Below are 26,129 nucleotides of genomic sequence, written 5' to 3'. Positions count from 1 at the left end.
CACGTGGCCGACGAGCGTCAGCGAGGAGGGCTCGTGAGCGTCACCGCCCCGCAGGGGTTCCGCGCGGCCGGTGTCGCCGCCGGCCTGAAGTCCAGCGGTGCGCTCGACGTCGCGCTGGTCGTCAACGACGGGCCCGACGACGCCGCGGCCGCCGTCTTCACCACCAACCGGTTCCCGGCCGCTCCCGTGCTGTGGAGCCGCCAGGTGCTGGCCGACCACCGGCTGCGTGCGGTGGTGCTGAACTCCGGCGGGGCCAACGCCTGCACCGGTCCCGACGGCTTCGGTGACACCCACACCACCGCCGAGCGCGTGGCGGCGGAGCTGGCGATCGGTGCGGTCGACGTCGCGGTGGCCTCCACCGGCCTGATCGGGGTGCGCCTCCCGATGGAGGGCCTGCTCGCCGGGGTCGGTGCCGCGGTCGCGGGGCTGTCCACCGACGGTGGCGCCGACGCCGCCCGGGCGATCATGACCACCGACTCGGTGCCGAAGACGACGGTGCAGACCGGGGACGGCTGGACCATCGGCGGGATGGCGAAGGGCGCGGGGATGCTCGCCCCCTCGCTGGCCACGATGCTCGTCGTCCTCACCACCGACGCGGTCGTGCCCGCCGAGGTGCTGCAGCCGGCGCTGGAGGCGGCGACCAGCGTCAGCGTCGAGCGGGTCGACTCCGACGGCTGCCTGTCCACCAACGACACGGTGATCGTGCTGGCCAACGGCGCCAGCGGGGTCACGCCCAGCGCGCAGGAGTTCACCGCCGCCCTCACCGCGGCGGCCACCGACCTGGCGATGCAGTTGCTCGCCGACGCCGAGGGCTCGACCAAGGACATCGCGATCACCGTCCGCAACGCGGCGAGCGTCGCCGACGCCCTCACCGCCGGCCGGGCCTGCGCCCGCAACAACCTGCTCAAGACGGCGCTGTTCGGCAACGACCCCAACTGGGGGCGGGTGCTGGCCGCGATCGGCACCACCGACGCGGCCTTCGAGCCCGACCAGGTGGACGTGACGATCAACGGCGTCACGGTCTGCCGGGGCGGCGCGATCGGTGACCCGCGCGAGGGCGTCGACCTGTCCGGCCGGGCCATCACCATCGACGTCGATCTGCGGGCCGGCAGCGAGCAGGCCACGATCTGGACCAACGACCTGTCCCTCGCCTACGTCCACGAGAACTCGGCCTACTCGACATGACCAGTGACCAGACCAGCAGCGACAGCCCGGCGCAGGACCCCACGCCGCCCGACGTCGCCCCCGACCTCGCCAGCCCGCCGGCCCGGCGCTCGGTGGGCACCTCCCGCCGCATGCGCACGCACGACCCGGAAGGGGACGCCCGGAAGGTCGCCGTCCTCACCGGTGCGCTGCCGTGGCTGCGCGAGTTCCACGGCCGGGTCGTGGTGGTGAAGTACGGCGGGCACGCCATGGTCGACGAGCAGTGCCGGCGCGCCTTCGCCGAGGACATGGTGTTCCTGCGGACCTGCGGGATCCTGCCCGTCGTCGTGCACGGCGGCGGCCCGCAGATCAACGGCATGCTCGGCCGGCTGGGGATCGAGAGCGAGTTCCGCGGCGGCCTGCGGGTCACCACCGAGGAGACGATCGACGTCGTCCGGATGGTGCTGACCGGCCAGGTCGGTCCGGAGGTGGTCGGCCTGATCAACTCCTACGGCCCGCTGGCCGTGGGGCTCAGCGGTGAGGACGGCGGGCTGTTCACCGCCGAGCGCACCCACGCCATCATCAACGGCGAGCCGGTGGACGTCGGGCTGGTCGGCGACGTCGTCGCGGTCGACCCGGCCCCGGTCACCGCGCTGCTCGAGGCCGGGCACATCCCGGTCGTCGCGACCGTCGCACCGGACGCCTCCGGCCAGGTGCACAACGTCAACGCCGACACCGCGGCCGCCGCGCTGGCCGTCGCCCTGGGCGCGGTGAAGCTGGTCGTGCTGACCGACGTCGAGGGGCTCTACGCCAACTGGCCCGACCGCGACTCGCTGGTGCAGAAGATCGACGCGACCGAGCTGGCCGAGATCCTCCCGACCCTGGACGCCGGGATGATCCCGAAGATGGCCGCCTGCCTGCGGGCGGTCGAGGGCGGGGTGCGGCGCGCCACCGTCATCGACGGGCGACTGCCGCACGCCCTGCTCCTGGAGACGTTCACCACCGAGGGCACCGGGACGATGGTCGTCCCGGCCGGCACCGACACCGCATCACCGACACCGGAGGGAGTGACCGCACCATGACGCACACCGAGGAGCTGGCCACCCGCTGGTCGGCCGTGATGATGGGCAACTACAAGACGCCGCCGGTGGCGCTGGCCCGCGGCGCGGGCGCGACCGTCTGGGACGTCGACGGCAACGAGTACACCGACCTGCTCGGCGGCATCGCCACCACGATCCTCGGCCACGCCCACCCGGCGGTCGTGCACGCGATCACCGCCCAGGCACAGCTGCTGGGCCACGTCTCCAACCTGGCGATGCACGAGCCCGGTGTGCTGCTGGCCGAGCGGCTGCTGGAGCTCGCCGGCCGGCCGGGCCGGGTCTTCTTCTGCAACTCCGGCGCCGAGGCCAACGAGGCCGCCTTCAAGCTCAGCCGGCTCACCGGGCGGCCCGAGGTGGTCACCGCGATCGGCTCCTTCCACGGCCGCACCATGGGCTCCCTCGCGCTCACCGGGCAGCCGGCCAAGGCCGCCGCCTTCGCCCCGTTGCCCGGCGGCGTGCAGCACGTCCCGTACGGCGACGTCGACGCGCTCGCGGCCACCGTGGGGGAGCGGACGGCGATGGTGCTGCTGGAGCCGATGCTGGGGGAGGGCGGCGTGCTGCCGGCCCCGCCCGGCTACCTCGCCGCCGCCGCGGAGACCGCCCGCGCGGCGGGTGCCCTCTTCGCCGTCGACGAGGTGCAGACCGGCAGCGGGCGCACCGGGCAGTGGTTCGCCCACCAGGCCGACGGCCTGCAGCCCGACGTCGTCACCCTGGCCAAGGCCCTCGGCGGCGGCCTGCCACTCGGCGCCACCCTGGCCTTCGGCCCGGCCGCGGAGCTGATGACCGCCGGCTCGCACGGCTCCACGTTCGGCGGCAACCCGATCGTCGCGGCCGCCGCCCTGGCGGTGCTGGACACCATCCGCGACGAGGGGCTGCTGGAGCGCGCCAAGGAGATCGAGCACCGGGTCGCCGCCGGCGTCGATGCGCTGGGGCACCCGGGCATCAGCGGCGTCCGGGGCCGGGGTGCGCTGCTCGGCGTCGTCCTCACCGCGCCGGTCGCCGCCGGGGTCGAGGACCACCTGCGGGCGGCCGGGTTCCTCGCCAACGGGGTGGCCGCCGACGTCGTCCGGCTGGCCCCGCCGCTGGTCGTCACCGACGCCCAGCTGGACTCCTTCGTCGCCGCCCTCCCCGCCGCGCTGGACGCCGCCCTCCGGGATGCCGACCAGTGACGGTCCGGCACCTCACCCGGGACGACGACCTCACCCCCGCGGAGCAGGCGGAGGTGCTCGCGCTGGCCGCCCAGCTCAAGGCCGGCCGGCACACCGCCGCCGCGCCGACCCCGCTGCGCGCGCCGAACGGCACCCAGCGCACGGTCGCGGTGCTGTTCGACAAGCCCTCCACCCGCACCCGGCTCTCCTTCGCCGTCGGGGTCACCGAGCTCGGCGGGCAGCCCCTGGTGATCGACGGCGGGGCCAGCCAGCTGGGCCGGGGCGAGTCGGTGGAGGACACCACCCGGGTGCTCGACCGGCAGGTCGCGGCGATCGTGTGGCGCACCTCGGGCCAGGAGCGGATGGACGCGATGGCGTCGGTCAGCCGGGTGCCCGTGGTCAACGCCCTGACCGACCAGTTCCACCCCTGCCAGGTGCTGGCCGACCTGCAGACCGTCCTGGAACACCGCCCCGCGCTCGCCGGGCTCACCTTCAGCTACCTCGGCGACGGCGCCAACAACATGGCGCACTCCTACCTGCTGGGCGGCGCCCTGGCCGGCATGCACGTGCGGATCGGTTCCCCGGAGACGTTCCGGCCCGACCCGGCCGTGCTGGAGCGGGCCGGGGAGATCGCGGCGGAGACCGGCGGGTCGGTCCAGTGGACCGCCGACCCGGCCGCCGCCGCGGACGGCGCCGACGTGCTCGCCACCGACACCTGGGTGTCGATGGGCCAGGAGGCCGAGCACGCCGCCCGGGTCGCGCCGCTCGTGCCCTACGCCGTCGACGAGCCGGCGCTGGCCCGCGCCGCCGACGACGCCGTCGTGCTGCACTGCCTGCCGGCCTACCGCGGCAAGGAGATCGCCGCCTCGGTCCTGGACGGGCCGCAGAGCGCCGTGTGGGACGAGGCGGAGAACCGGCTGCACGCACAGAAGGCGCTGCTCACCTGGCTGCTGGAGCGATCGGGATGACCACCGCGCTGACCCGGTCGGCCCGGCACGCCCGGATCGCCGAGCTGATCACCGCCGGGCCGGTGACCTCGCAGACCCAGCTGGCCCGCCTGCTGGCCGAGTCCGGGGTCGACGTCACCCAGGCGACGCTGTCCCGGGACCTGGAGGAGCTCGGCGCGGTGAAGCTGCGCGGGTCCGACGGGGCGCCGGCGTCCTACGTGCTGCCGCCGGAGAACGCCCCGCTGCGCCCGGCGCAGTCGGCACCGGCCCGGCTGACCCGGCTGCTGGCCGACCTGCTCACCAGCGCCGAGGGGAGCGCGAACCTGGCCGTCGTCCGCACGCCGCCGGGCGCGGCCCAGTTCCTGGCCTCCGGGCTGGACAAGGTGGGGCTCCCCGACGTGCTGGGCACGATCGCCGGGGACGACACTCTGATGGTCGTCTCCCGTGACCCGAACGGCGGGCCCGCGCTCGCCGGACGGCTGCGCGCGCTCGCCGAGCGCGCCCGCCCGGCGCACGGGGACGACACCGACCTGCACGCCGACGTGGAAGAGAGCGCAGAGTGACCGAGGGCAACGCCGGCAGCCAGACCCGACTGTGGGGCGGCCGGTTCGGCGGCGGCCCGTCACCGGCGATGGCGGCGCTGTCGAAGTCCACCGACGTCGACTGGCGGCTGGCGCCCTACGACCTGGCCGGCTCCCGGGCGCACGCCCGGGTGCTGGAGCGGGCCGGGCTGCTCACCGTCGACGAGCTGGCCAGGATGATCGGTGCGCTCACCGAGCTGTCCGCCGAGGTCGCCGACGGCACGTTCGCGCCGATCGAGGCCGACGAGGACGTCCACGAGGCGCTCGAGCGCGGCCTGCTGGAGAAGCTGGGCCCGTTGGGCGGCAAGCTGCGCGCCGGCCGCAGCCGCAACGACCAGGTCGCCACCGACCTGCGGCTGTACCTGCGGCACAACGTGCGCCACCTGGTCGGCGAGCTCGCCGCGCTGGAGAACGCCCTCGTCGGGCTGGCGCTGCGCTACCGCGACGTCGCCGCCCCGGGGATGACCCACCTGCAGCACGCCCAGCCGGTGCTCATCGCACACCAGCTGCTCGCGCACGCCCACTCGCTGTCCCGCGACGTCGACCGCCTGCTGGACTGGGACAAGCGGGCGGCGGTGAGCCCGCTGGGCTCCGGTGCGCTGGCCGGCTCCTCGCTGGCGCTGGACCCCGACGCCGTCGCCGCCGAGCTCGGCTTCGACCGGGCCGCGGACAACAGCATCGACGCGGTCAGCGACCGCGACTTCGCCGCGGAGTTCTGCTTCGTCGCCGCCCTGCTCGGGGTGCACCTGTCCCGGCTGGGGGAGGAGGTCGTGCTCTGGACGTCGACCGAGTTCGGCTGGGCGAAGCTCGACGACGCCTGGGCGACCGGGTCGTCGATCATGCCGCAGAAGAAGAACCCGGACATCGCCGAGCTGGCCCGGGGCAAGGCCGGCCGCTTCGTCGGCAACCTGACCGGGCTGCTGACCATGCTCAAGGGCCTCCCGCTGGCCTACGACCGCGACCTGCAGGAGGACAAGGAGCCGGTCTTCGACTCCGTCGAGCAGCTGCTCCTGCTGCTGCCCGCGGTCACCGGGATGGTGGCCACGCTGACCCTCCGCCCGGAGGTCATCGAGGCGGCCGCGCCCCAGGGCTTCGCCCTGGCCACGGACGTCGCCGAGTGGCTGGTGTCCAACGGGGTCCCGTTCCGGTCCGCGCACGAGATCAGCGGCGCGATGGTCGCCTTCTGCGAGGAGGCCGGTCTCGAGCTCGACGAGCTGGACGACGACCAGCTCGCCGGCATCGACGAACGGCTCACCCCGCAGGTGCGGTCGGTGCTGACCGTCCCCGGCGCCCTGGCGGCCCGGCAGGCCCGCGGCGGGACGGCGCCGGAGCGGGTCGCCGAGCAGCTCCGGTCGCTGTCGGAGCTGGCGCGTGAGCACACCGAGTGGGCCTCCTGGTCACCGGTGGCCGGAGCCCTCTAGCCCCGGTGCCCGCCGACGTCCCGCCGTCCGACCGGCCCGGGCCGGGCCCGCTCCTCACCGGGGCGGACCTGCTCGGGCCGGTCGACGAGGTGGCCCGGTCGCTGCTGGGGTGCTGGGTGGTGACCGACCGGCCCGACGGCCGGGTCGCGCTGCGGCTCACCGAGGTCGAGGCGTACTCCGGCCAGGGGGAGGACCCGGCGTCGCACGCCCACCGGGCCCGACCCCGCGGGCGGAGATCATGTTCGGCCCTCCGGGGCGGCTGTACGTCTACTTCAGCTACGGGGTGCACTGGTGCGCCAACGTCGTCGTCGGCCCGGCCGGGCGCGGCTCGGCGGTGCTGATGCGCGCCGGTGAGGTGACGGTGGGGGAGTCGCTGGCGCACTCCCGGCGTCCGGCGGCCCGGGTGGCGCGGGACCTGGCCCGCGGCCCCGCACGGCTCACCCAGGCGCTGGCGATCGGCCCCGACGACCGGGGGAGCGACCTGCTCGACCCGGCCTCGCCCGTGCGCCTGCACGCCGGCCGCCCGCCGTCCGGGGTCTCGGCCGGGCCGCGGGTGGGGATCAGCGTGGCCACCGAGCTGCCCTGGCGCTTCTGGGAGACCGACGCCGCCTCGGTGAGCGTCTTCCGGGCGGGTGGGAAGCCGCGGCGCCGGCCTGCCAGGCAAGATGGGCGACCGTGACCTCCGCACCTTCCGTGATCGACGAACTCCACCGCCGCGGGCTGATCGCCCAGAGCACCGACGAGGAGGCGCTGCGCGCGCACCTGGCGGAGGGGCCGGTCACCTACTACTGCGGCTTCGACCCCACGGCGGCCAGCCTGCACGTCGGTCACCTGATCCAGTTCATGGTGCTGCGGGCCCTGCAGCGGGCCGGGCACCAGCCGATCGTGCTGGTGGGCGGGGCGACCGGGCTGATCGGTGACCCCCGGCCGTCGTCCGAGCGCCAGCTGAACGACCCCGGGCAGGTGGCCACCTGGGTGGAGGGGATCCGCCGCCGGGTGGCGCCCTTCCTCGACCTGCCGGCCGCCGAACACGGGCTCCGGGAGCCGATCTACGCCGACAACCTGGACTGGACGTCGCCGCTGTCGGCGATCGACTTCCTGCGTGACCTCGGCAAGCACTTCCGGGTCAACCGGATGCTGGCCAAGGAGGCCGTCTCGGCCCGGCTGAACTCCGATGCCGGGATCAGTTACACCGAGTTCAGCTACCAGATCCTGCAGGCCAACGACTTCCGGGAGCTGCACCGGCGGCACGGCTGCACGCTGCAGAGCGGCGGCTCCGACCAGTGGGGGAACATCACCGCCGGCACGGACCTGGTGCGCCGGACCGAGGGGGCGTCGGCGCACGCCCTGGCCACGCCGCTGATCACCACGGCCGACGGCAAGAAGATCGGCAAGACCGAGGGCGCCACGATCTGGCTGGACCCCGAGCACACCAGCCCGTACGCGTTCTTCCAGTACTGGCTCAACATCGACGACGTCGACGCCCGGGCCTGGTTGCCGCTGTTCTCCGAGCGCCCGGCCGAGGAGGTGGCGGCGCTGATCGCCGAGTCCGAGGAGCGTCCGGCCTCCCGGGCCCCGCAGCGCGCGCTGGCCGAGGAGCTCACCCGGCTGGTGCACGGTCCTGCCGAACTCGCCCAGGCCGACGCCGCCGGCCGGGCCCTGTTCGGCCGGGCCGAGCTCACCGAGCTCGACCCGCAGACCCTGGTCGCCGCGCTGACCGAGGCCGGTGCGACGTCGATCGAGGACCCTGCGCTGTCCTACGCCGCGTTGTTCCAGCGCGCCGGGCTGGCGTCGTCCCTGACCGACGCGCGGCGGACGGTCAAGGAGGGCGGGGCGTACGTGAACAACGTCCGGGTGACCGACGCCGAGGCCGCGCCGGCCGCTGCGGACTGGCTGGCCGGGGGATGGCTGGTGCTGCGGAAGGGCAAGCGGCTGGTGGCCGGCGTGCACTGCCCCGGGGCGGCGCCGGCTCGCTGAGCTGGGCGGTCACCGCCTCGGCGGAGCGGCCGCCCGCGGCGTGTGAACGCCAGGTGACGGCCACGTTCCGGGCAGGTGGCGCGCGTCACCCCGGCCGGGTTTGACACGCCCCCCCACGGCCACGTAACTTTCTCTCTGCGCCGGGAACGACCGCGAGGCCGGGACCGGGCGCCGAGCAGGACAACACAAGCCGGAGACGACGATCCGAGAGGATCTGGTTCGCCGCGCGTCCGCTCCTTGAGAACTCAACAGCGTGCCGAAAGTCAGTGCCAAGTATCAATACCCCCATTCGGCGGTCCTTCGGGGTTGTCGTTGGGATTCCTTTGGTTGATTGAACGAGAGTGCCAACTCTTGGTCTCAGCTGCGATCAAATCATCTACGGAGAGTTTGATCCTGGCTCAGGACGAACGCTGGCGGCGTGCTTAACACATGCAAGTCGAGCGAGGCCCACTCTTCGGGGTGGTGCCCTAGCGGCGAACGGGTGAGTAACACGTGGGCAACCTGCCCTCAGCTCTGGGATAACTCCAAGAAATTGGTGCTAATACCGGATGTGACCGCTGACCGCATGGTCTGGTGGTGGAAAGATTCATCGGCTGAGGATGGGCCCGCGGCCTATCAGCTTGTTGGTGGGGTAGTGGCCCACCAAGGCGACGACGGGTAGCCGGCCTGAGAGGGTGACCGGCCACACTGGGACTGAGACACGGCCCAGACTCCTACGGGAGGCAGCAGTGGGGAATATTGCGCAATGGGCGAAAGCCTGACGCAGCGACGCCGCGTGAGGGATGACGGCCTTCGGGTTGTAAACCTCTTTCAGTAGGGACGAAGCGCAAGTGACGGTACCTACAGAAGAAGCACCGGCCAACTACGTGCCAGCAGCCGCGGTAATACGTAGGGTGCAAGCGTTGTCCGGAATTATTGGGCGTAAAGAGCTCGTAGGCGGTCTGTCGCGTCGGCTGTGAAAACCCGAGGCTCAACCTCGGGCCTGCAGTCGATACGGGCAAACTAGAGTACTGCAGGGGAGACTGGAATTCCTGGTGTAGCGGTGAAATGCGCAGATATCAGGAGGAACACCGGTGGCGAAGGCGGGTCTCTGGGCAGTAACTGACGCTGAGGAGCGAAAGCGTGGGGAGCGAACAGGATTAGATACCCTGGTAGTCCACGCCGTAAACGTTGGGCGCTAGGTGTGGGGGCCATTCCACGGTCTCCGTGCCGCAGCTAACGCATTAAGCGCCCCGCCTGGGGAGTACGGCCGCAAGGCTAAAACTCAAAGGAATTGACGGGGGCCCGCACAAGCGGCGGAGCATGTTGCTTAATTCGATGCAACGCGAAGAACCTTACCTAGGCTTGACATGCACGGAAATCTCGTAGAGATACGGGGTGCCTTTGGCGTCGTGCACAGGTGGTGCATGGTTGTCGTCAGCTCGTGTCGTGAGATGTTGGGTTAAGTCCCGCAACGAGCGCAACCCTCGTTCTATGTTGCCAGCACGTGATGGTGGGGACTCATAGGAGACTGCCGGGGTCAACTCGGAGGAAGGTGGGGATGACGTCAAATCATCATGCCCCTTATGTCTAGGGCTGCAAACATGCTACAATGGCCGGTACAAAGGGCTGCGATACCGCGAGGTGGAGCGAATCCCAAAAAGCCGGTCTCAGTTCGGATTGGGGTCTGCAACTCGACCCCATGAAGTTGGAGTCGCTAGTAATCGCAGATCAGCAACGCTGCGGTGAATACGTTCCCGGGCCTTGTACACACCGCCCGTCACGTCACGAAAGTCGGTAACGCCCGAAGCCGGTGGCCCAACCCTTGTGGAGGGAGCCGTCGAAGGCGGGATCGGCGATTGGGACGAAGTCGTAACAAGGTAGCCGTACCGGAAGGTGCGGCTGGATCACCTCCTTTCTAAGGAGCACTGGCCGCCACACTCGTGTGGTGGTCCAGAGCCGTGCACGGACCAGGAAGTGCCCTCAACATCGGGGGTGCTCGGGTGTTCGTGGCGGAGCTCGAGGGTGGAACGCTGACCAGTTCGGCCAGGCAGCTCAGGCTGCCCCTAGTACGACCCGGTGAGCCCGGCCCCTCTCGTAGGGGCGGGGGGAGGGTGTGGAGCGGGGTGGTGGGAGTGGCTGGTCGTAGGCACGCTGTTGGGTCCTGAGGGAGCGGGCTGATCGAGCTCGTTGCTTCTGCGGAGGCCTGTCAGATGTCGTACCGCCCGGGGTGTCCTGGGGCTGGCGGTGTCGGGTGGTGGGTCATCTTCCGTACTTTGAGAACTGCACAGTGGACGCGAGCATCTTGTAATCATTTGTTCTGGATATCCGCGCTCATCCACGTACACCGCTCCTCGTCTTCCTGGGTTCGCCCGGGTGGGGGGTGTGGTTGTGGTGGGTGGGCGTGGGTGTTGTGTGTGGTCAAGTTGTTAAGGGCACACGGTGGATGCCTGGGCACCAGGAGCCGATGAAGGACGTAGGAGGCTGCGATAAGCCTCGGGGAGCTGCCAACCGAGCGTTGATCCGAGGATTTCCGAATGGGGGAACCCCGCACCAGTCATGTGGTGTGACCCGCGCCTGAACACATAGGGCGTGTGGAGGGAACGTGGGGAAGTGAAACATCTCAGTACCCACAGGAAGAGAAAACAACCGTGATTCCGTGAGTAGTGGCGAGCGAAAGCGGATGAGGCTAAACCGATCGCATGCCAAGCCGGCAGGCGTTGTGTGGTCGGGGTCGTGGGACGACTCAGATGGTTCTGCCGAACTGTCAGGGAGTCAGAAAGTCATGGGTTAGTGGAAGGCCTCTGGAAGGGGTCGCCGTAGAGGGTGAGAGCCCCGTACACGAAAACTCATGGCCTCCCGAGTCGTATCCCAAGTAGCACCGAGCCCGTGAAATTCGGTGTGAATCTGGCGGGACCACCCGCTAAGCCTAAATACTCCCTGGTGACCGATAGCGGACAAGTACCGTGAGGGAAAGGTGAAAAGTACCCCGGGAGGGGAGTGAAATAGTACCTGAAACCGTGTGCCTACAAGCCGTGAGAGCCTTATGCCCTTCGGGGCAGGGGTGATTGCGTGCCTTTTGAAGAATGAGCCTGCGAGTTAGCGGTACGTGGCGAGGTTAACCCGTGTGGGGTAGCCGTAGCGAAAGCGAGTCCGAACAGGGCGAATCAGTCGCGTGCTCTAGACCCGAAGCCGAGTGATCTACCCATGGCCAGGTTGAAGCGCGGGTAAGACCGCGTGGAGGACCGAACCCACTTAGGTTGAAAACTGAGGGGATGAGCTGTGGGTAGGGGTGAAAGGCCAATCAAACTCGGTGATAGCTGGTTCTCCCCGAAATGCATTTAGGTGCAGCGTCACGTGTTTCTTGCCGGAGGTAGAGCACTGGATGGTCTAGGGGCCCCACAAGGTTACTGAAATCAACCAAACTCCGAATGCCGGTAAGTGAGAGCGTGGCAGTGAGACTGCGGGCGATAAGGTTCGTAGTCGAGAGGGAAACAGCCCAGATCATCAGCTAAGGCCCCTAAGCGTGTGCTAAGTGGAAAAGGATGTGGAGTCGCAGTGACAACCAGGAGGTTGGCTTAGAAGCAGCCACCCTTGAAAGAGTGCGTAATAGCTCACTGGTCAAGTGGTTCCGCGCCGACAATGTAGCGGGGCTCAAGCACACCGCCGAAGCTGTGGCATTCACACGAGCCCGTCCAGTTCTTTCGGGAGCTGGGCCAGGTGTGTGGATGGGTAGGGGAGCGTCGTGTGGCGGTGGAAGCGGCGGAGTGATCCAGCCGTGGACGCCACACGAGTGAGAATGCAGGCATGAGTAGCGAAAGGGGAGTGAGAAACTCCCCCGCCGGATGACCAAGGGTTCCTGGGCCAGGCTAATCCGCCCAGGGTGAGTCGGGACCTAAGGCGAGGCCGACAGGCGTAGTCGATGGACAACGGGTTGATATTCCCGTACCCGCGAAAGAACGCCCATGCTGAACCCAGCGATACTAACCGCCCAAAGCCGGTGACTGACCTTCGGGTCTGATCCGGGGGAGCGCGGGACCTGGACTGGTAGTAGGCAAGCGATGGGGTGACGCAGGAAGGTAGTCCTACCGGTGAGTGGTAGTACCGGTGCAAGGGTGTGGCCCGCGATGTAGGTAAATCCGCATCGCATCCAGGGTGAGGCCCGACGCATAGCCGATTGAGGCGAATTGGATGATCCTATGCTGCCGAGAAAAGCCTCTAGCGAGTTCTTAGCGGCCCGTACCCCAAACCAACTCAGGTGGTCAGGTAGAGAATACCAAGGCGATCGAGCGAACTGTGGTTAAGGAACTCGGCAAAATGCCCCCGTAACTTCGGGAGAAGGGGGGCCATCTGCTGTGAACCGCCTTGCGCGGGGCAGCGGTGGGTGGCCGCAGAGACCAGTGAGAAGCGACTGTTTACTAAAAACACAGGTCCGTGCGAAGTCGAAAGACGATGTATACGGACTGACGCCTGCCCGGTGCTGGAACGTTAAGGGGACGGGTTAGCCGCAAGGCGAAGCTCAGAACTCAAGCGCCAGTAAACGGCGGTGGTAACTATAACCATCCTAAGGTAGCGAAATTCCTTGTCGGGTAAGTTCCGACCTGCACGAATGGCGTAACGACTTCTCAGCTGTCTCAACCACAGGCTCGGCGAAATTGCACTACGAGTAAAGATGCTCGTTACGCGCGGCAGGACGGAAAGACCCCGGGACCTTCACTATAGCTTGATATTGGTGTTCGGTTCGGCTTGTGTAGGATAGGTGGGAGACTGTGAAGCGGGCACGCCAGTGTTCGTGGAGTCATCGTTGAAATACCACTCTGGTCGAATTGGATGTCTAACCTCGGTCCGTGATCCGGATCAGGGACAGTGTCAGGTGGGTAGTTTAACTGGGGCGGTTGCCTCCCAAAATGTAACGGAGGCGCCCAAAGGTTCCCTCAGCCTGGTTGGCAATCAGGTGTCGAGTGCAAGTGCACAAGGGAGCTTGACTGCGAGACCGACGGGTCGAGCAGGAGCGAAAGCTGGGACTAGTGACCCGGCACCGGCATGTGGAAGCGGTGTCGCTCAACGGATAAAAGGTACCCCGGGGATAACAGGCTGATCTTCCCCAAGAGTCCATATCGACGGGATGGTTTGGCACCTCGATGTCGGCTCGTCGCATCCTGGGGCTGGAGTAGGTCCCAAGGGTTGGGCTGTTCGCCCATTAAAGCGGCACGCGAGCTGGGTTTAGAACGTCGTGAGACAGTTCGGTCCCTATCCGCCGCGCGCGTAAGAGACTTGAGAAGAGCTGTCCCTAGTACGAGAGGACCGGGACGGACGAACCTCTGGTGTGCCAGTTGTTCCGCCAGGAGCACTGCTGGTTGGCTACGTTCGGCAGGGATAACCGCTGAAAGCATCTAAGCGGGAAGCTCGCTTCGAGATGAGGTCTCTCACCGGGTCAACCGGGTAAGGCCCCCGCCCAGACCAGCGGGTTGATAGGCCGGAAGTGGAAGCGGCGCAAGTCGTGGAGCTGACCGGTACTAATAGGCCGAGGGCTTGACCACATACTCATCCAGCCCATTAGCAAGATGAATGCCGCGTCCACTGTGCAGCTCTGAAGGTACGGAACCCCGTGTTCCAGCCCCTTCAGCACCCAGCTCCGCCCTCACCGGCGGATGAATGGGTGCGGGGTACATCTTCACAGTGTTACGGCGGTCATGGCGAAAGGGAAACGCCCGGTCTCATTCCGAACCCGGAAGCTAAGCCTTTCAGCGCCGATGGTACTGCCCGGGGGACCGGGTGGGAGAGTAGGACGCCGCCGGACATAACTTCACGAAACGGGGGTCGGAGCATTGCGCTCCGGCCCCCGTTTTGTGCGTTTGTCCGCTTTCGTCGACCGACCGGGCACCGCTCCGACAGCGGGGTGCCGGGTGGATGCGATGCCGTTCAGGTGCCCCCACCGGGCGTGCGCCGTTCACCAGTGAGGTACGTAGACACCATGACTTCTCCGCGACGGGGGCCCTCCGGCTCCGACCGTGGCCGTAGCGCCGGCGGTGCCGGTCGCCCGCAGCGCCCCGCAGGGCACCGTGGATCCCGACCGACCGAGGGCAACCGGGGCGCGCGCCCCGCAGACGGCAGCCGCGGTGCTGCCGGCGGCGGGCGATCGTCACGTGACGATCGCCCGAGTGCATCAGGGGGTCCGGGCGGCGAGTGGCGCGACCGCCGACCTGCCGGCGAACGGTCGTCGGGTGCTCGCTCTGGCGGCGGTCGTCCGCAGGGGCAGGGGCGTCCGCAAGGCCAGGGACGTCCGCAGGGTGATCGCCCGGCGTGGCAGGACCGTCGGCCCGCGGGCGACCGGCCGCAGGGGTCGGGTCGTTCGTCGGGTGACCGTCCGGCGTGGCAGGACCGTCGCCCCGGCGGCGACCGACCCCAGGGTGCCGGTCGGTCGCAGGGTGACCGGCCGGCGTGGCAGGACCGCCGTCCCAGTGGCGACCGCCCTCAGGGCCAGGGCCGCCCTCAGGGTCAAGGGCGTCCGTCCGGTGACCGTCCGGCGTGGCAGGACCGTCGGCCCAGTGGCGACCGGCCGCAGGGGTCGGGTCGGTCTCAGGGGCAGGGCCGTCCGTCGGGTGACCGTCCGGCATGGCAGGACCGTCGCCCCGGCGGGGAGCGGCCGCAGGGTGCCGGTCGGTCGCAGGGTGATCGTCCGGCGTGGCAGGACCGCCGGCCTGGCGGGGACCGGCAGCAGGGTCAGGGGCGTCCGTCGGGTGACCGTCCGGCATGGCAGGACCGCCGCCCCGGCGGGGACCGGCCCCAGGGTGCCGGTCGGTCCCAGGGTGACCGTCCCGCTTGGCAGGACCGCCGGCCTGGCGGTGACCGACCGCAGGGGGACCGGCCGGGGTGGCAGGACCGTCGGCCTGGCGGTGACCGACCGCAGGGGGACCGGCCGGGGTGGCAGGACCGTCGGCCTGGCGGTGACCGACCGCAGGGGGACCGGCCGGGGTGGCAGGACCGTCGCCCCGGCGGCGACCGGCCCCAAGGTGCCGTTGGGTCGCAGGGTGATCGTCCCGCGTGGCAGGACCGTCGCCCCGGCGGCGACCGGCCGCAGGGGCAGGGCCGTCCGTCGGGTGACCGTCCGGCATGGCAGGACCGCCGGCCTGGCGGTGACCGGCACCAGGGCGCGGATCGGCCGCAGCGTGACCGTCCGGGAGGGCAGGACCGTCGTCCCGAGGTGGACACCGTGCGTCGGGCCCCGGGCCCTGCGTTGCCGGAGTGGGTGGATCCGCGAGACCTCGACCAGTCGGTCCGGGTCGCGCTGCGTGGTCTCGACTCTCGCAACGCCGACACGGTGGCTCGGCACCTCGTGGCCGCCGGCGGACTGGTCGACGACGAGCCCGAGTTGGCGCTCGAGCACGCGCGCGCAGCCCGGGACCGCGCGTCCCGGATCGCCGCCGTGCGTGAGGCCGTCGGTGTGGCCGCGTACCACGCCGGTGACTACGCCGAGGCCGCCCGTGAGCTGCGGGCCTACGCCCGGATGAGCGGCGACGACAGCTACCGCGCCGTCCTGGCCGACTGTGAGCGCGCCCTGGGCCGGCCGGAGAACGCGTTGCGGTTGGTCCAGGAGGCGCTGGGCACCGAGCCCGGTGACGACGAGCTCGTGGAACTGCGGCTTGTCGAAGCCGGAGCGCGACAGGACCTGGGCGAGACGGCAGCCGCGGCTCTCGTGCTCGAGGCCGCCCTCGGCGGCCGTCCGACCCCGGCTGCGCTGGTCACCCCGGATCTGGGTCAGCTCCGGCTGGCCACCGCGTACGCCGAGCTGCTCGACGCCCGTGGCGAGGAGGAACTGGCCGGGGAGTGGTTCGCCGCCATCGCCGCGGCAGACCCCGACGACCTCACCGGCGTCGCTGCCCTCTTCGCGGAGGAGGAATCCGAGGACGACGGGGACGAGGACGAGACGGAGGCCGACGAGGAGTTCGTCGTCGACGGCTCGGCCGCCGACGACGAGGCCGCCGACCAGGCGGACGACGACGTCGACGAGGAACAGCCGGGGGTCCCGACGGACGTCGCCGCGGCGGACAGCCCGGTCACCGGGACCACCGAGATCAGCGGGGTCGAGTTCGCCGACGTCGACTTCGGCGACGTCTCGGCCGACGACATCGAGGCGGAGGTGGCCGAGCTCCTCGGCGAGACGCCGCCCCCCGTCGAGCGCGACCACACGCGCCTGTTCCAGGAAGCACCCGGGCGCGACAACCCGGAGCAGGAGCCACCGACGGACTGACCGCCGTCGTCCACACCGGCCAGGTGCGTCCACAGACCGTGGGCACACCTGGCCGGTGTGCTGTCCGGGCGGCGAGGCTCGCGTCATGAGCCTCGCTGTCATCGACCGGAACGACGTCGTCCTGCGCGGTCGGCTGTCCGCCGCACCGGAACTGCGCCCACTGCCCAGTGGCGACACCCTGCTGGTGTTCAAGCTCGTCGTCCGCCGGGAGGATCCCCGGCCCCGGGGGCCGAAGTCCGACGTGATCACCTGCGTCAGCCTGCTGCCCGCCCTCCAGCGCTACGCCGCCGCCTGGACCCCCGATGACGTCGTCGAGGTGGAGGGGTCGCTGCAGCGCAGGTTCTGGCGGACCCCGACGGGGACGGCGGTCGCCTACGAGGTCACCTGCCGGCGCGGCCGCAAGGTCTCCCGCGGAGCGCCGCGGGCCGCGGTCGAGACGGGGTGAGGGGCGTCGAGCCGGGCGGGCCGCCGATCAGTCGCCGTGCGGCCGGAGGACCAGCCCGGTACGGGGCTTGGGCACGAAGAGGGTCGACTTGCGCGGCATCCGTGCCCCCGCCCGGGCGACCGCCGCGACGTCGGCCGGCGACGGGGAGCGCAGCAGCAGGGCCAGTCCCGCCCGCTCCTCGGCCAGCCGGAGCGCCTCCTCGACGTCGTGCGCGCCCAGCACCGAGGACGGGTCGTCCGGACGGCCCCACAGCCCGCCCAGGAGCGCGGCGTGGGCGAGGACGACGTCCAGCCGCCGCCAGGCGCTCGGGGCCTCGGCCGGCACGGCCGCCCGCATCGCCGGCGACGGCTCGGCCAGCTCGGCGACCCGGCTGCCGTCGGTGACCAGGAACGTCCCGTCAGCTCCGGTGTCCAGCCACTCAGCGATCACCGGCCGGACGTCGCTGCCGGACGGCGCGAGCTCGCGGACCGCGAAGCCGGCAGCGGCGGACTCCAGCGCGGCCGGCATCGAGAGCTCGGGCACCACGCGGTGGATCGCCCGCACTCGGAGACCGCCGGCCCCCATGGGCGTGACCAGGGCCAGCACGCTGCCGTGGCCGCTCTGGCCCCGCTGGTGGTCACGGGCGGCCGCGAACCGGTGGTGCCCGTCGGCGATCACCGCCCCCGTCCCGGCCAGGGCTCGGGTCAGCCGGTCCAGGACGTCCGCATCGGTCACCCGCCACAGCCGGTGCACCACGCCGTCGGGGTCGGCGACCTCCAGGGTGGGCGGGCCGTCCCCGGTCTGCCTGGTCAGGGCCGCCACCCCCGGGTCCGGGTCATGGGCGAGGACGATCGGCTCGAGGTCGGTGTCCGTCGCGGACAGCAGGGCGGCGCGACCGGCGACGGCCGGGGGGAAGGTGTCCTCGTGCGGGAGCACGGCCACCGACCCCGGGGCCGGCAGGGCCACCGCCCCCAGCCAGCCGATGGTGGGCACGGCTCCCGGCGCAGTCATCTCGTACCGCCACAGCGCGGGCTCCTCGTCGCGCACCAGCACGTCAGCGGCGAGCCAGGCGCGCAGCGTCTCCCCGGCAACGGCGGCGGACCGGCGGTCACGCTCCGCGCGGGTCGTCTCCCGGCCCGGCAACGGCTCGACGTCGGGCAGGATCAGGCGGACGATGTTGTGCGGATCGGCGGCGGCCAGACGGTCCCGCCCTGCCGGGTTCACGAGGTCGTAGGCCGGTGAGCTCACCCGTGCCAGGTGGTCGGCGCCGTGCTCGCGGTAGGTCAGCGCGCGGAACGGCCGGACGTCGAGGCCGGTCACGTCAGCGGGCGGGGCGTCCGCCGACGTCGTGGGCAGGCAGTCGTCGAGGGCACGTGGTCGATCGTAGGAGTGTCCGCGCCGGGGGCCGGGAGCGGTGCCCGCCGGCGGGCGGAGACGGGAGCGCCCGGGAGGGGCGCGGAGGAGGAGGTGCGGTGGCGGAGCCGGGACAGCCGGACGGCGGCGTGTACGACTGGTACCAGCGGGGGCTGCACCTGCTGGCCGACGGCAACCCCGATGCCGCTGCGACCCTGCTCGACCGGGCACTGGCCGCCGAACCCGGTTCGCGCAGCGTGCGGGAGGCCCTCGCCCGCGCCCAGTACGACGCCGGCCGGTACCGCGAGGCCATCGAGTCCTTCGGCGCGTTGATCGCGGTCGACCCCGCCGACGACTACGCCCAGTTCGGGCTCGGGCTGGCCGCCAGCCGGGCCGGTGAGCTGGAGCTCGCCGCCGAACACCTCGCGTTGGCCGTGGCGATGCGCCCCGACAAGGGCCACTACGCCCGGGCGTTGCGCGGTGTCCGGGCCCGGCGGGGGCCGGCGACCGAACCGCCCTGAGGCCCGGCCGCCCCGCCCCTGCGAAAGGATGAGGCCGTGAGCTCCGACGCTGGGTCCAGCCATCGCACCACCGACGCCCGTCCGCCGCTGGCCGCCGGCACCGACACGCCGCCCACCCAGGCCTACGACGTCGCCCTGCTCGACCTCGACGGGGTCGTCTACGTCGGCCCCGCTGCCGTCCCCGGGGTCCCCGCAGCCCTGCAGGCCGCCCGGGACGAGGGCATGCAGCTGGGCTTCGTCACCAACAACGCCGCACGGACACCGGAGCAGGTGGCCGCACACCTGACCGAACTCGGCGTGCCGGCCGCGCCCGAGGACGTCATCACCAGCTCGCAGGCGGCGGCGTCGGTCGTGGCCGGGCTCCTCGGACCGGGGGCCCGGGTCCTGCCGGTCGGTGGACCCGGGGTCGCGAGCGCCCTGGCGGCGGCCGGTCTGACGGTGGTCGAGCGGGCCGAGGACGACCCGGCCGCTGTCGTGCAGGGTTACGGCCCGCAGGTGGGCTGGGCGCAGCTCGCCGAGGCGGTGGTGGCAGTGCGGCAGGGTGCCCGGCACGTGGCCACGAACACCGACGCGACGATCCCCTCGCCCCGCGGCGTGCTGCCCGGCAACGGCGCGCTGGTCGGCGTCGTCCGGACCGTCACCGGGCAGGAGCCCCTGGTCACCGGCAAGCCCGACCCCGCCATGCACGCCGAGTGCGTCCGCCGGACCGGCGCCCGCCGGCCGCTGGTGGTCGGCGACCGGCTCGACACCGACATCGAGGGTGCTCGGCGGGGCGACGCGGCCAGCCTGCTGGTGTTCTCCGGGGTGGCGACCCCGGCCGACCTGCTCGCCGCCGGTCCGGTGCACCGGCCCGACCTGCTCTCCACCGACGCGGCCGGGCTGCTGGTCGCACACCCGGCGGTCACGCCGGTCGAGGCCGAGGGCACCTGGCGGTGCGGCGGCTGGGAGGCCGCCAGCGACGGGGAGCAGGTGTCGTTGCGCGCGGTCGGGCCGGAGCGGGACGGGGCCGACGGGCTGGACGGACTGCGTGCGCTCGCCGTCGCCCACTGGTCCCGGCACCCCGAGGAGGGACGTCCGGCGGTGGTACGCGCCGGGGACGATGCGGCTGTCGAGGCGCTGGACGGCTGGGGCCTGACCGCCGGGTGACGGCGACGGTGGGCGCCGGGGACGATGCGGCTGCCGAGATGTTGGCCGGCTGGGGCCTGACCGCTGGGTGACGACGGTGGCCGGCGCCGGTGGCGACGTGGCGGCCGAGGTGACGTGGCGGCCGACGTGTGGCCGGTTGGGCCCCTGACCCGCCGGGTGAGGGTCGAGACCGGCGGCTCAGAGGCGCGAGGCCGGCGGCTCGGAGGGTCGAGACCGGCGGGTCAGAGGAGCGAGCGCAGCCGCAGCATGTCGCGGAGGCCCGCTTCGAGCTTGATCCGGCCCGATGCCCACGCGGGCGCGAAGGACAGCTGCCCCGACGTCAGGGCCAGCAGGTCGTCGCTGGTCATGGTCAGCCGGATGTCGGCCTTGGGCACCGCCGGCCCGTCCGGCACGGCGGCCATGTCGTGCACCGAGCCGCGGGCCAGCCGGCCGGCAACCACCTGCTCCAGGTCGGTCAGCCGGCAGGAGACGCTGCGGTCCAGGTCTCGTGCGCCCTCCTTGGCGGCCAGCGTGCCGACGAAGTCGTCCAGGGCGGTCATGCACTCGTCCAGCGTCGCCACGTGTGGTGCCTCCTCCAGCCGATGACCGGGCTCGTCCCGGCCGGGCGGTCGGAGCGGCACGCTACCGGCGGGGACGGACAGTCGAAGCGGGCGGTCCAGGGCACGGTGCCGGTGCCGGCTCCGCGGTCCTGTGCCGGCAGTGCGATCCGGCGTACGCCGCCTGGGACCCGGACGCGTCGTGCGGTGACCGGGGCGCGTCGTGTGGGGACCCGGTGTGCGTTTCCCGGTGTCCGGGGCGCGTGGTGTGGGGACCCGGGGTGCGTCGTGCGGTGACCGGGGCGCGTCGTGTGGGGACCCGGGGTGCGTTGCCCGGTGACCGGGGCGCGTGGTCTGGGGACCCGGGGTGCGTTGCGCGGTGTCCGGGGCGCGTGGTGTGGGGACCCGGGGTGCGTTGCGCGGTGACCGGGGCGCGTCGCGGTGTCGGCGGGTGCCGCACGGTGACGGTGCACGTTGCGGGTCGTGCGGTCCGCTCGTCCACCGGCTCCTCCGGTGCGCCGTCGCCGGTCGGTGCCGGCCGGTAGCCTGCCAGGTGGTCGCCGAGTCCCGGTGGCCCGGAGCCGGTCACCGTCGGCTCCGGCAGTGACCGGCGTGGAGGAGGAGCCCGTGAGCGTGCCCGGCCAGCCCCGCCCGGTCCCGCGCCCGCCAGGCATCGCCCGGCCCGGTCCGGCTCAGCAGCCAGCCCGGCCCGGTCCGGCGCACGAGCCGGCCCAGCACGAGGCGGCCAGGCACCCGGCCCCCGCGACGCACGAGTCGGCGGTGCCCGTGCCTCCCGCGGCGTCCCCGTTCGCCGACCTGGACGGGCGGCCGGTGGCCGAGCACGTCGGGGTGTTCGAGGCCGAGCACGAGCGGCTGCAGCGCGAACTGTCCACCATCGACCAGCTCTGATGGCCCGCCGCAGCCGGCTCGACGCCGAGCTCGTGCGCCGCGGGCTGGCCCGCTCACGTGAGGACGCCGTCGCGCTCATCGCCGAGGGCCGGGTCACCGTCGGCGGTCAGGCCGCGACCAAGCCGGCCACCGGCGTGGAGGCGGGCACGCCGGTCGTCGTCCGCACCGATCCGGACGAACCGCGCTGGGTCTCCCGCGGGGCGCACAAGCTGATCGGCGCCCTGGACGCCTTCTCGGTCCCGGTCGAGGGCCGGCGCGCGCTGGACGCCGGCGCGTCCACCGGCGGCTTCACCGAGGTGCTGCTCCGCCGCGGTGCGCGGGAGGTCGTCGCGGTCGACGTCGGCTACGGCGAGCTCGCCTGGTCGCTGCGCACCGACGAGCGGGTCGCGGTCCACGAACGCACCAACGTCCGGGAGCTGACCCCGGAGGCGATCGGGGGAACGACCGACCTGGTGGTGGCCGACCTGTCGTTCATCTCGCTGCGGCTGGCGCTGCCCGCGCTCACCGGCTGCGCCGCGCCGGACGCCGACCTGCTGCCGATGGTCAAGCCGCAGTTCGAGGTCGGTCGGCACCGGCTCGGCTCCGGCGGCGTCGTCCGTGACCCGGCGCACCGCGCCGACGCCGTCGCCACCGTGGCGGCGGCCGCCGCCGAGCTCGGCTGGGGCACCGCAGGCGTGGTGGCCAGCCCGTTGCCCGGACCGGCGGGCAACGTGGAGTTCTTCCTCCGGCTCCGCCGGGACGCACCCCCACCGGACCGGGCCGACATCGACCGAGCAGTACAGGAAGGACCACAGTGACCCAGCCCCAGCCAGGCGCACCGGCGGGCGCCGCCGACGAGGACCGGCCGGCTCCCCGGCGGGTGCTGCTGGCGGTGCACACCGGGCGCGCCGACATCGTCGGGCTCGCCCGCTCCGCCGCTGCCCGGCTCGCCGAGGCCGGCATCGTGGTCCGGTTGCTGGAGGACGAGGCCGAGGCGATGGCCGTGCCCGGCGCGGAGGTCTGCCCCTTCGGCCCGGATGCGGCCCACGGCGTGGAGGTCGTGCTGGTCTTCGGGGGCGACGGCACCTTCCTGCGGGCCGCCGAGATGGCGCGCAGCACCGACGCCGCGATCACCGGGGTCAACCTGGGCCGGGTCGGCTTCCTGGCGGAGACCGAGCCCGAGGCGGTCGAGGAGATGATCGCGGCGGTGCAGCGTTGCGAGTACGCGGTGGAGGAGCGGCTCACCCTCGAGGCCACCGTGCTGGACGCCGAGGGCCGGCCCACCGGTGAGGGCACCTGGGCACTCAACGAGGTCTCGGTGGAGAAGGTCGAGCGCTCCCGGGTGCTCGACGTCGTCCTGGAGGTCGACGGGCACCCGCTGACCAGCTTCGGCTGCGACGGCATCCTGTGCGCCACCCCCACCGGCTCCACCGCCTACGCCTTCTCCGCCGGTGGCCCGGTCGTCTGGCCCGACGTCGAGGCGCTGCTCCTCGTCCCGACCAACGCGCACGCCCTCTTCGCCCGGCCGCTGGTCACCTCGCCGACCTCCGTGCTGACCATCGCCGTCCCGCCGGACGGCACCCGGGCACGGGTGTCGGCCGACGGCCGGCGGGTCGTCGACGTGCCCGACGGCGGCCGGGTCGAGGTCCGGCGCTCCGAGCGGCCGGTGCGGATCGCCCGGATGAACCCGACCGCGTTCGGTGACCGGCTGGTCGCCAAGTTCGGGTTGCCGGTGCGGGGCTTCCGGGACGCCCGCTCCCACGGGCCCGGCCACGAGGCGCCCACCGGGCGCACGAACGTGCTGACCGGCGACGTCAACACCAGCGACGGCGCACTGCGCACCCCGGAGGAGGTGGGCGGTGGCCACCCGGACGGCAAGGCGTGAGCGGCCGGCTCCCCAGCCGGAGCCGACACCGGGGCACAACGGAGCCCTGTCGGAGCTGCACATCCACGGCCTGGGCTCCATCGACGACGTCACCCTGGAGCTCGGCCGCGGCCTGACCGTGGTCACCGGGGAGACCGGCGCCGGCAAGACGATGGTGGTGACCGGCCTGAGCCTGCTGTTCGGCGGGCGGGCGGACCAGGGGCGGGTGCGCGCGGGGGTGCGGGCCGGCGTCGAGGGCCGGCTGGTCCTGCCGCCGGACTCCCCGGTGTGGGCCCGCGCCGCCGACGCCGGAGCCGAGCCCGACGAGGACGGCAGCCTCATCCTCGCCCGCAGCTTCAGCGCCGAGGGGCGCTCTCGGGCCCACCTGGGTGGCCGCAGCGTGCCCGTCGGCGTGGTCGCCGAGCTGGCCGAGGAGGTGCTCGCGGTCCACGGGCAGACCGACCAGCTGCGGCTGACCCGCCCCGCGGAGCAGCGGCGTGCGCTGGACCGGTACGCCGGCGCCGCGCACCTCGCCCTCGTCGAGGAGCACCGCGCCGCCCACGCGACCTGGCGTGCGCTGGCCGACGACCTGGACCGCCGCCGCGGCCAGGCCCGGGAGCTCGCGCAGGCCGCCGACGTCCTGCGGCACGGCCTGGAGGAGATCGCCGCCGTGGCACCGGAGCCGGGTGAGGACGTCGACCTCGACACCCTGGCCAAGCGGCTCGGTGACGCCGACGCGCTCCGCTCGGTCGCCGACACCGCCCGGCTGGCCCTCGTCGGCGACGTCACCGGTGAGCTCGGCGGCGACGGCGACCTCCCGCAGGACGCCACCAGCGCGCTGGCCACGGCCGAGCGGGCGCTGGCCGGCTCCGACGACCCCACCCTCGTCCTGCTCGCCCAGGACCTCGCCGACGCCGTGGCCGTGGTCTCCGACGTCGGCGTGCAGCTGGCCAGCTACGTCGCCGACCTGGACGCCGACCCGGCCCGGCTGGCCGAGGTGCTCGACCGCCGGGCCGCGCTCACCGCGCTGGTCCGCAAGTACGCCGACCCGGGGGAGGGGCTGGCCGGGGTGCTGGCCTGGTCCGCCGACGCGGCCGACCGGCTGTCCCAGCTCGACGTCTCCGACGAGGCGCTGGCGACGCTGGAGGCCGAGCGGGACGCCGCCCGCGCGGAGCTGGCCGCCCTGTCCGCCCGGGTCACCGCCGGTCGCCAGGCCGCCGCGGAGGGCTTCGCCGCCGAGGTGGGCGGCGAGCTGGCCGGGCTGGCGATGAAGAACGCGCAGGTCTCCTTCCGGATCGACACCGACGTCGACCAGCCCGGGCCGGACGGTGCGGACGAGGTCGTCCTGTTGCTGTCACCGCACCCGGGGGCCCCGGCCCGTCCGGTGCACAAGGGGGCCTCCGGCGGTGAGCTGTCCCGGGTGATGCTGGCCATCGAGGTCGTGTTCGCCGGCGCCGACCCGGTGCCGGTGATGGTCTTCGACGAGGTGGACGCCGGGGTGGGCGGTCAGGCGGCCGGGGAGATCGGCCGGCGGCTGGCCCGGCTGGCCCGGGAGCACCAGGTCGTCGTCGTCACCCACCTGGCCCAGGTCGCCGCCTTCGCCGACACGCACCTGGTCGTGGACAAGTCACCGGACACCGCCCTGGGCGTCACCGCCACGGACATCCGGGCGGTGCGGGACGAGGACCGGGTGCGGGAGCTGGCCCGGATGCTGTCCGGCCTGGCCGACAGCGACACCGGCCAGGCCCACGCCCGGGAACTCCTCGCCGTGGCGGCCGGACGGCAGTAGACCGTCAGGCCCGCACTGCCCGCACCGCCCGCGAGCGGTGCGGGGAGTGCGGGGTCCCTCAAGAGCGCTTGGCGTAGCCGGCCAGGCCGAACTGCAGCAGCGCGAGCCCGCGGCGGCCGCGGGCGCGCAGCTCGCTGACCAGCTCGGCACCGGACTCGCCGGCCAGCACCCGGTCCCGGGCCAGCTCCAGCAGCGCCGAGTACAGGCCCAGGACGGCGTTCGCGGCCAGCCACGGCTCCAGGTCCCCGGGGGCGGCGCGGGTCTCCAGGGTGATCTGCTCGGCCAGGGTGTCGGTGAGCGCGCCGAGGATCTCCCGCTCCCGGGCCTGCAGCGTCCGGCTGCCGCGGATGATCCGGGCCATCTCGGCGACGCCCTCGGCCGCCGCGGGGGAGCCGAGCTGGCTCACCGCCACGACGACGAAGCCACCGGCGGCAGCCGCGGCCGACTCCCCGGCCGGGCGCCGGCGGACGGCGTCCAGCAGCGCCGCCCGCATCGGCGGGTCGGCCTCGAAGACCAGCCCCTCCTTGACCGGGAAGTGGTTGAAGACGGTCTTCTCCACGACCCCGGCCCGCTGGGCGATCTGGAGCACGCTGACGTGGTCGAAGCCCCGCTCGGCGAACAGCTCGGCCGCCGCGTCGACGATGGCCTCCCGGGTGCGCTGGCGGCGCTGCTCCCGGAGGTCGGGGCCGCGCCGCTCCCGCCGCCGGGCGCGCCGGCCGGGGCCGGCCGCGTCCGCGGGCTCGCCCGCCGGCTGGGCGGCGCTGCCGGCCGGGCCGGTGGGCTCGGCCGGCAGCCGTTCTGTCGTGTTCGGGGCCACCGCCGCAGGGGGAGTCGCGGCGGCGGGGACCGGCGGCCGGGACGGCAACGGCACCACCCGGGCGGACGGCGGCTCCGCCGCTCCGGGCGCGGTGTTCGCCGGGTCGCCGGCGGCGGTGCTGGTGGGCTCGACGTCCGGCGCGGCGGCGTCGTCGGCGAGCAGGTCGGTCGCTGTACTCCGGCGCGCGGAGGCCCCTGCAGTCACAGCAGTCACGCTAGTGACGGGCCGGTCCCGTCCCCGGGCA

The 26,129-nt window shown here is 72.5% G+C and carries 18 protein-coding genes, 3 rRNA genes and 1 pseudogene; 19 read left to right on the top strand and 3 right to left on the bottom strand.

What is annotated here, in order from left to right; translation table 11 throughout:
• Positions 1 to 33 precede the first annotated feature (33 nt).
• The 13 genes and pseudogenes from argJ to FB380_RS19125 all read left to right on the top strand — a co-directional run bounded on the left by argJ (position 34) and on the right by FB380_RS19125 (position 16,992).
• Entirely contained in the window at positions 34 to 1,185 is a 1,152-nt protein-coding gene (argJ, locus tag FB380_RS19185) for a bifunctional glutamate N-acetyltransferase/amino-acid acetyltransferase ArgJ (RefSeq protein ID WP_166756891.1), read from the top strand.
• Complete coding sequence (gene argB, locus FB380_RS19180) at positions 1,182 to 2,225, top strand: acetylglutamate kinase (protein WP_188959623.1); 1,044 nt, start codon at positions 1,182 to 1,184, stop codon at positions 2,223 to 2,225. The genes argJ and argB overlap by 4 nt, the downstream gene beginning before the upstream one ends.
• The gene (locus FB380_RS19175; protein ID WP_166756890.1) at positions 2,222 to 3,412 is read left to right on the top strand and encodes an acetylornithine transaminase; all 1,191 of its coding nucleotides are present in this window, start codon (positions 2,222 to 2,224) and stop codon (positions 3,410 to 3,412) included. The genes argB and FB380_RS19175 overlap by 4 nt, the downstream gene beginning before the upstream one ends.
• On the top strand, positions 3,409 to 4,359 hold the full coding sequence (argF, locus tag FB380_RS19170; protein WP_166756889.1) for an ornithine carbamoyltransferase: 951 nt from the start codon (positions 3,409 to 3,411) through the stop codon (positions 4,357 to 4,359). Before FB380_RS19175 ends, argF begins: the two co-directional genes overlap by 4 nt.
• A complete protein-coding gene (locus FB380_RS19165; RefSeq protein ID WP_166756888.1) occupies positions 4,356 to 4,901 on the top strand; it encodes an arginine repressor in 546 nt (181 codons plus the stop codon). The genes argF and FB380_RS19165 overlap by 4 nt, the downstream gene beginning before the upstream one ends.
• Positions 4,898 to 6,340, top strand: coding sequence for an argininosuccinate lyase (argH, locus tag FB380_RS19160; protein ID WP_166756887.1), 1,443 nt, complete (start codon positions 4,898 to 4,900; stop codon positions 6,338 to 6,340). Before FB380_RS19165 ends, argH begins: the two co-directional genes overlap by 4 nt.
• Positions 6,304 to 7,019 (top strand): annotated as a pseudogene (locus FB380_RS26250) (DNA-3-methyladenine glycosylase). The gene argH and the pseudogene FB380_RS26250 overlap by 37 nt, the downstream one beginning before the upstream one ends.
• 14 nt (positions 7,020 to 7,033) lie before the next feature.
• Positions 7,034 to 8,317 (top strand): tyrosine--tRNA ligase, encoded by a 1,284-nt coding sequence (gene tyrS / locus FB380_RS19150; protein ID WP_166756886.1) that lies wholly within the window; start codon positions 7,034 to 7,036, stop codon positions 8,315 to 8,317.
• A gap of 375 nt (positions 8,318 to 8,692) precedes the next feature.
• A 16S ribosomal RNA gene (locus tag FB380_RS19145) occupies positions 8,693 to 10,214 on the top strand.
• A gap of 501 nt (positions 10,215 to 10,715) precedes the next feature.
• Positions 10,716 to 13,836, top strand: a 23S ribosomal RNA gene (locus FB380_RS19140).
• 143 nt (positions 13,837 to 13,979) lie between these two features.
• A 5S ribosomal RNA gene (rrf, locus tag FB380_RS19135) occupies positions 13,980 to 14,096 on the top strand.
• The 16S, 23S and 5S rRNA genes sit together here, the layout of an rRNA operon.
• 1,449 nt (positions 14,097 to 15,545) lie before the next feature.
• Positions 15,546 to 16,547 carry a tetratricopeptide repeat protein gene (locus FB380_RS19130; RefSeq protein WP_166756885.1) on the top strand — a complete coding sequence of 334 codons (1,002 nt, stop codon included), beginning with the start codon at positions 15,546 to 15,548 and terminating at the stop codon, positions 16,545 to 16,547.
• 85 nt (positions 16,548 to 16,632) lie between these two features.
• Complete coding sequence (locus FB380_RS19125) at positions 16,633 to 16,992, top strand: single-stranded DNA-binding protein (RefSeq protein ID WP_166756884.1); 360 nt, start codon at positions 16,633 to 16,635, stop codon at positions 16,990 to 16,992.
• Positions 16,993 to 17,019: 27 nt separating this feature from the next.
• Here FB380_RS19125 and FB380_RS19120 read toward each other — a convergent pair whose 3' ends face one another.
• The gene (locus FB380_RS19120; protein ID WP_229682313.1) at positions 17,020 to 18,291 is read right to left on the bottom strand and encodes a DUF1015 family protein; all 1,272 of its coding nucleotides are present in this window, start codon (positions 18,289 to 18,291) and stop codon (positions 17,020 to 17,022) included.
• Between the two features lie 152 nt (positions 18,292 to 18,443).
• Between FB380_RS19120 and FB380_RS19115 the strand changes: the two genes are divergently transcribed.
• On the top strand, positions 18,444 to 18,845 hold the full coding sequence (locus FB380_RS19115) for a tetratricopeptide repeat protein (protein WP_166756883.1): 402 nt from the start codon (positions 18,444 to 18,446) through the stop codon (positions 18,843 to 18,845).
• A gap of 36 nt (positions 18,846 to 18,881) precedes the next feature.
• Positions 18,882 to 19,991: an HAD-IIA family hydrolase gene (locus FB380_RS19110; protein ID WP_229682314.1), complete on the top strand. Its 1,110-nt coding sequence runs from the start codon at positions 18,882 to 18,884 to the stop codon at positions 19,989 to 19,991.
• A gap of 221 nt (positions 19,992 to 20,212) precedes the next feature.
• On the opposite strand, the gene FB380_RS19105 is transcribed toward FB380_RS19110, so the two are convergent.
• Positions 20,213 to 20,551, bottom strand: a complete 339-nt coding sequence (locus tag FB380_RS19105) for an alkyl sulfatase C-terminal domain-containing protein (protein ID WP_166756882.1) — start codon at positions 20,549 to 20,551, stop codon at positions 20,213 to 20,215.
• 756 nt (positions 20,552 to 21,307) lie between these two features.
• Here FB380_RS19105 and FB380_RS25615 point away from each other — a divergent pair.
• The 4 genes from FB380_RS25615 to recN are packed head-to-tail and all read left to right on the top strand — an operon-like array spanning position 21,308 to position 25,068.
• A complete protein-coding gene (locus tag FB380_RS25615; RefSeq protein ID WP_268237781.1) occupies positions 21,308 to 21,436 on the top strand; it encodes a hypothetical protein in 129 nt (42 codons plus the stop codon).
• Positions 21,436 to 22,233: a TlyA family RNA methyltransferase gene (locus tag FB380_RS19100; protein ID WP_166756881.1), complete on the top strand. Its 798-nt coding sequence runs from the start codon at positions 21,436 to 21,438 to the stop codon at positions 22,231 to 22,233. The genes FB380_RS25615 and FB380_RS19100 overlap by 1 nt, the downstream gene beginning before the upstream one ends.
• A complete protein-coding gene (locus FB380_RS19095) occupies positions 22,230 to 23,300 on the top strand; it encodes an NAD kinase (RefSeq protein ID WP_166756880.1) in 1,071 nt (356 codons plus the stop codon). Before FB380_RS19100 ends, FB380_RS19095 begins: the two co-directional genes overlap by 4 nt.
• Positions 23,275 to 25,068: a DNA repair protein RecN gene (recN, locus tag FB380_RS19090; RefSeq protein ID WP_229682315.1), complete on the top strand. Its 1,794-nt coding sequence runs from the start codon at positions 23,275 to 23,277 to the stop codon at positions 25,066 to 25,068. Before FB380_RS19095 ends, recN begins: the two co-directional genes overlap by 26 nt.
• Before the next feature lie 58 nt (positions 25,069 to 25,126).
• On the opposite strand, the gene FB380_RS19085 is transcribed toward recN, so the two are convergent.
• Positions 25,127 to 26,089, bottom strand: coding sequence for a TetR/AcrR family transcriptional regulator (locus tag FB380_RS19085; RefSeq protein WP_166756879.1), 963 nt, complete (start codon positions 26,087 to 26,089; stop codon positions 25,127 to 25,129).
• Positions 26,090 to 26,129: the final 40 nt, after the last annotated feature.

The organism is Modestobacter marinus (assembly GCF_011758655.1).
GTDB lineage: Bacteria > Actinomycetota > Actinomycetes > Mycobacteriales > Geodermatophilaceae > Modestobacter > Modestobacter marinus.
The sequence above is the reverse complement of the archived record's forward strand: the minus strand, read 5'-3'. Positions and strand labels throughout refer to the sequence as shown.

Coding starts and splice junctions, on each gene's coding strand:
- argB (WP_188959623.1), top strand. CDS start 1,182: ATGACCAGTGACCAGACCAGCAGCGACAGCCCGGCGCAGGACCCCACG.
- FB380_RS19175 (WP_166756890.1), top strand. CDS start 2,222: ATGACGCACACCGAGGAGCTGGCCACCCGCTGGTCGGCCGTGATGATG.
- FB380_RS19165 (WP_166756888.1), top strand. CDS start 4,356: ATGACCACCGCGCTGACCCGGTCGGCCCGGCACGCCCGGATCGCCGAG.
- FB380_RS19125 (WP_166756884.1), top strand. CDS start 16,633: ATGAGCCTCGCTGTCATCGACCGGAACGACGTCGTCCTGCGCGGTCGG.
- FB380_RS19100 (WP_166756881.1), top strand. CDS start 21,436: ATGGCCCGCCGCAGCCGGCTCGACGCCGAGCTCGTGCGCCGCGGGCTG.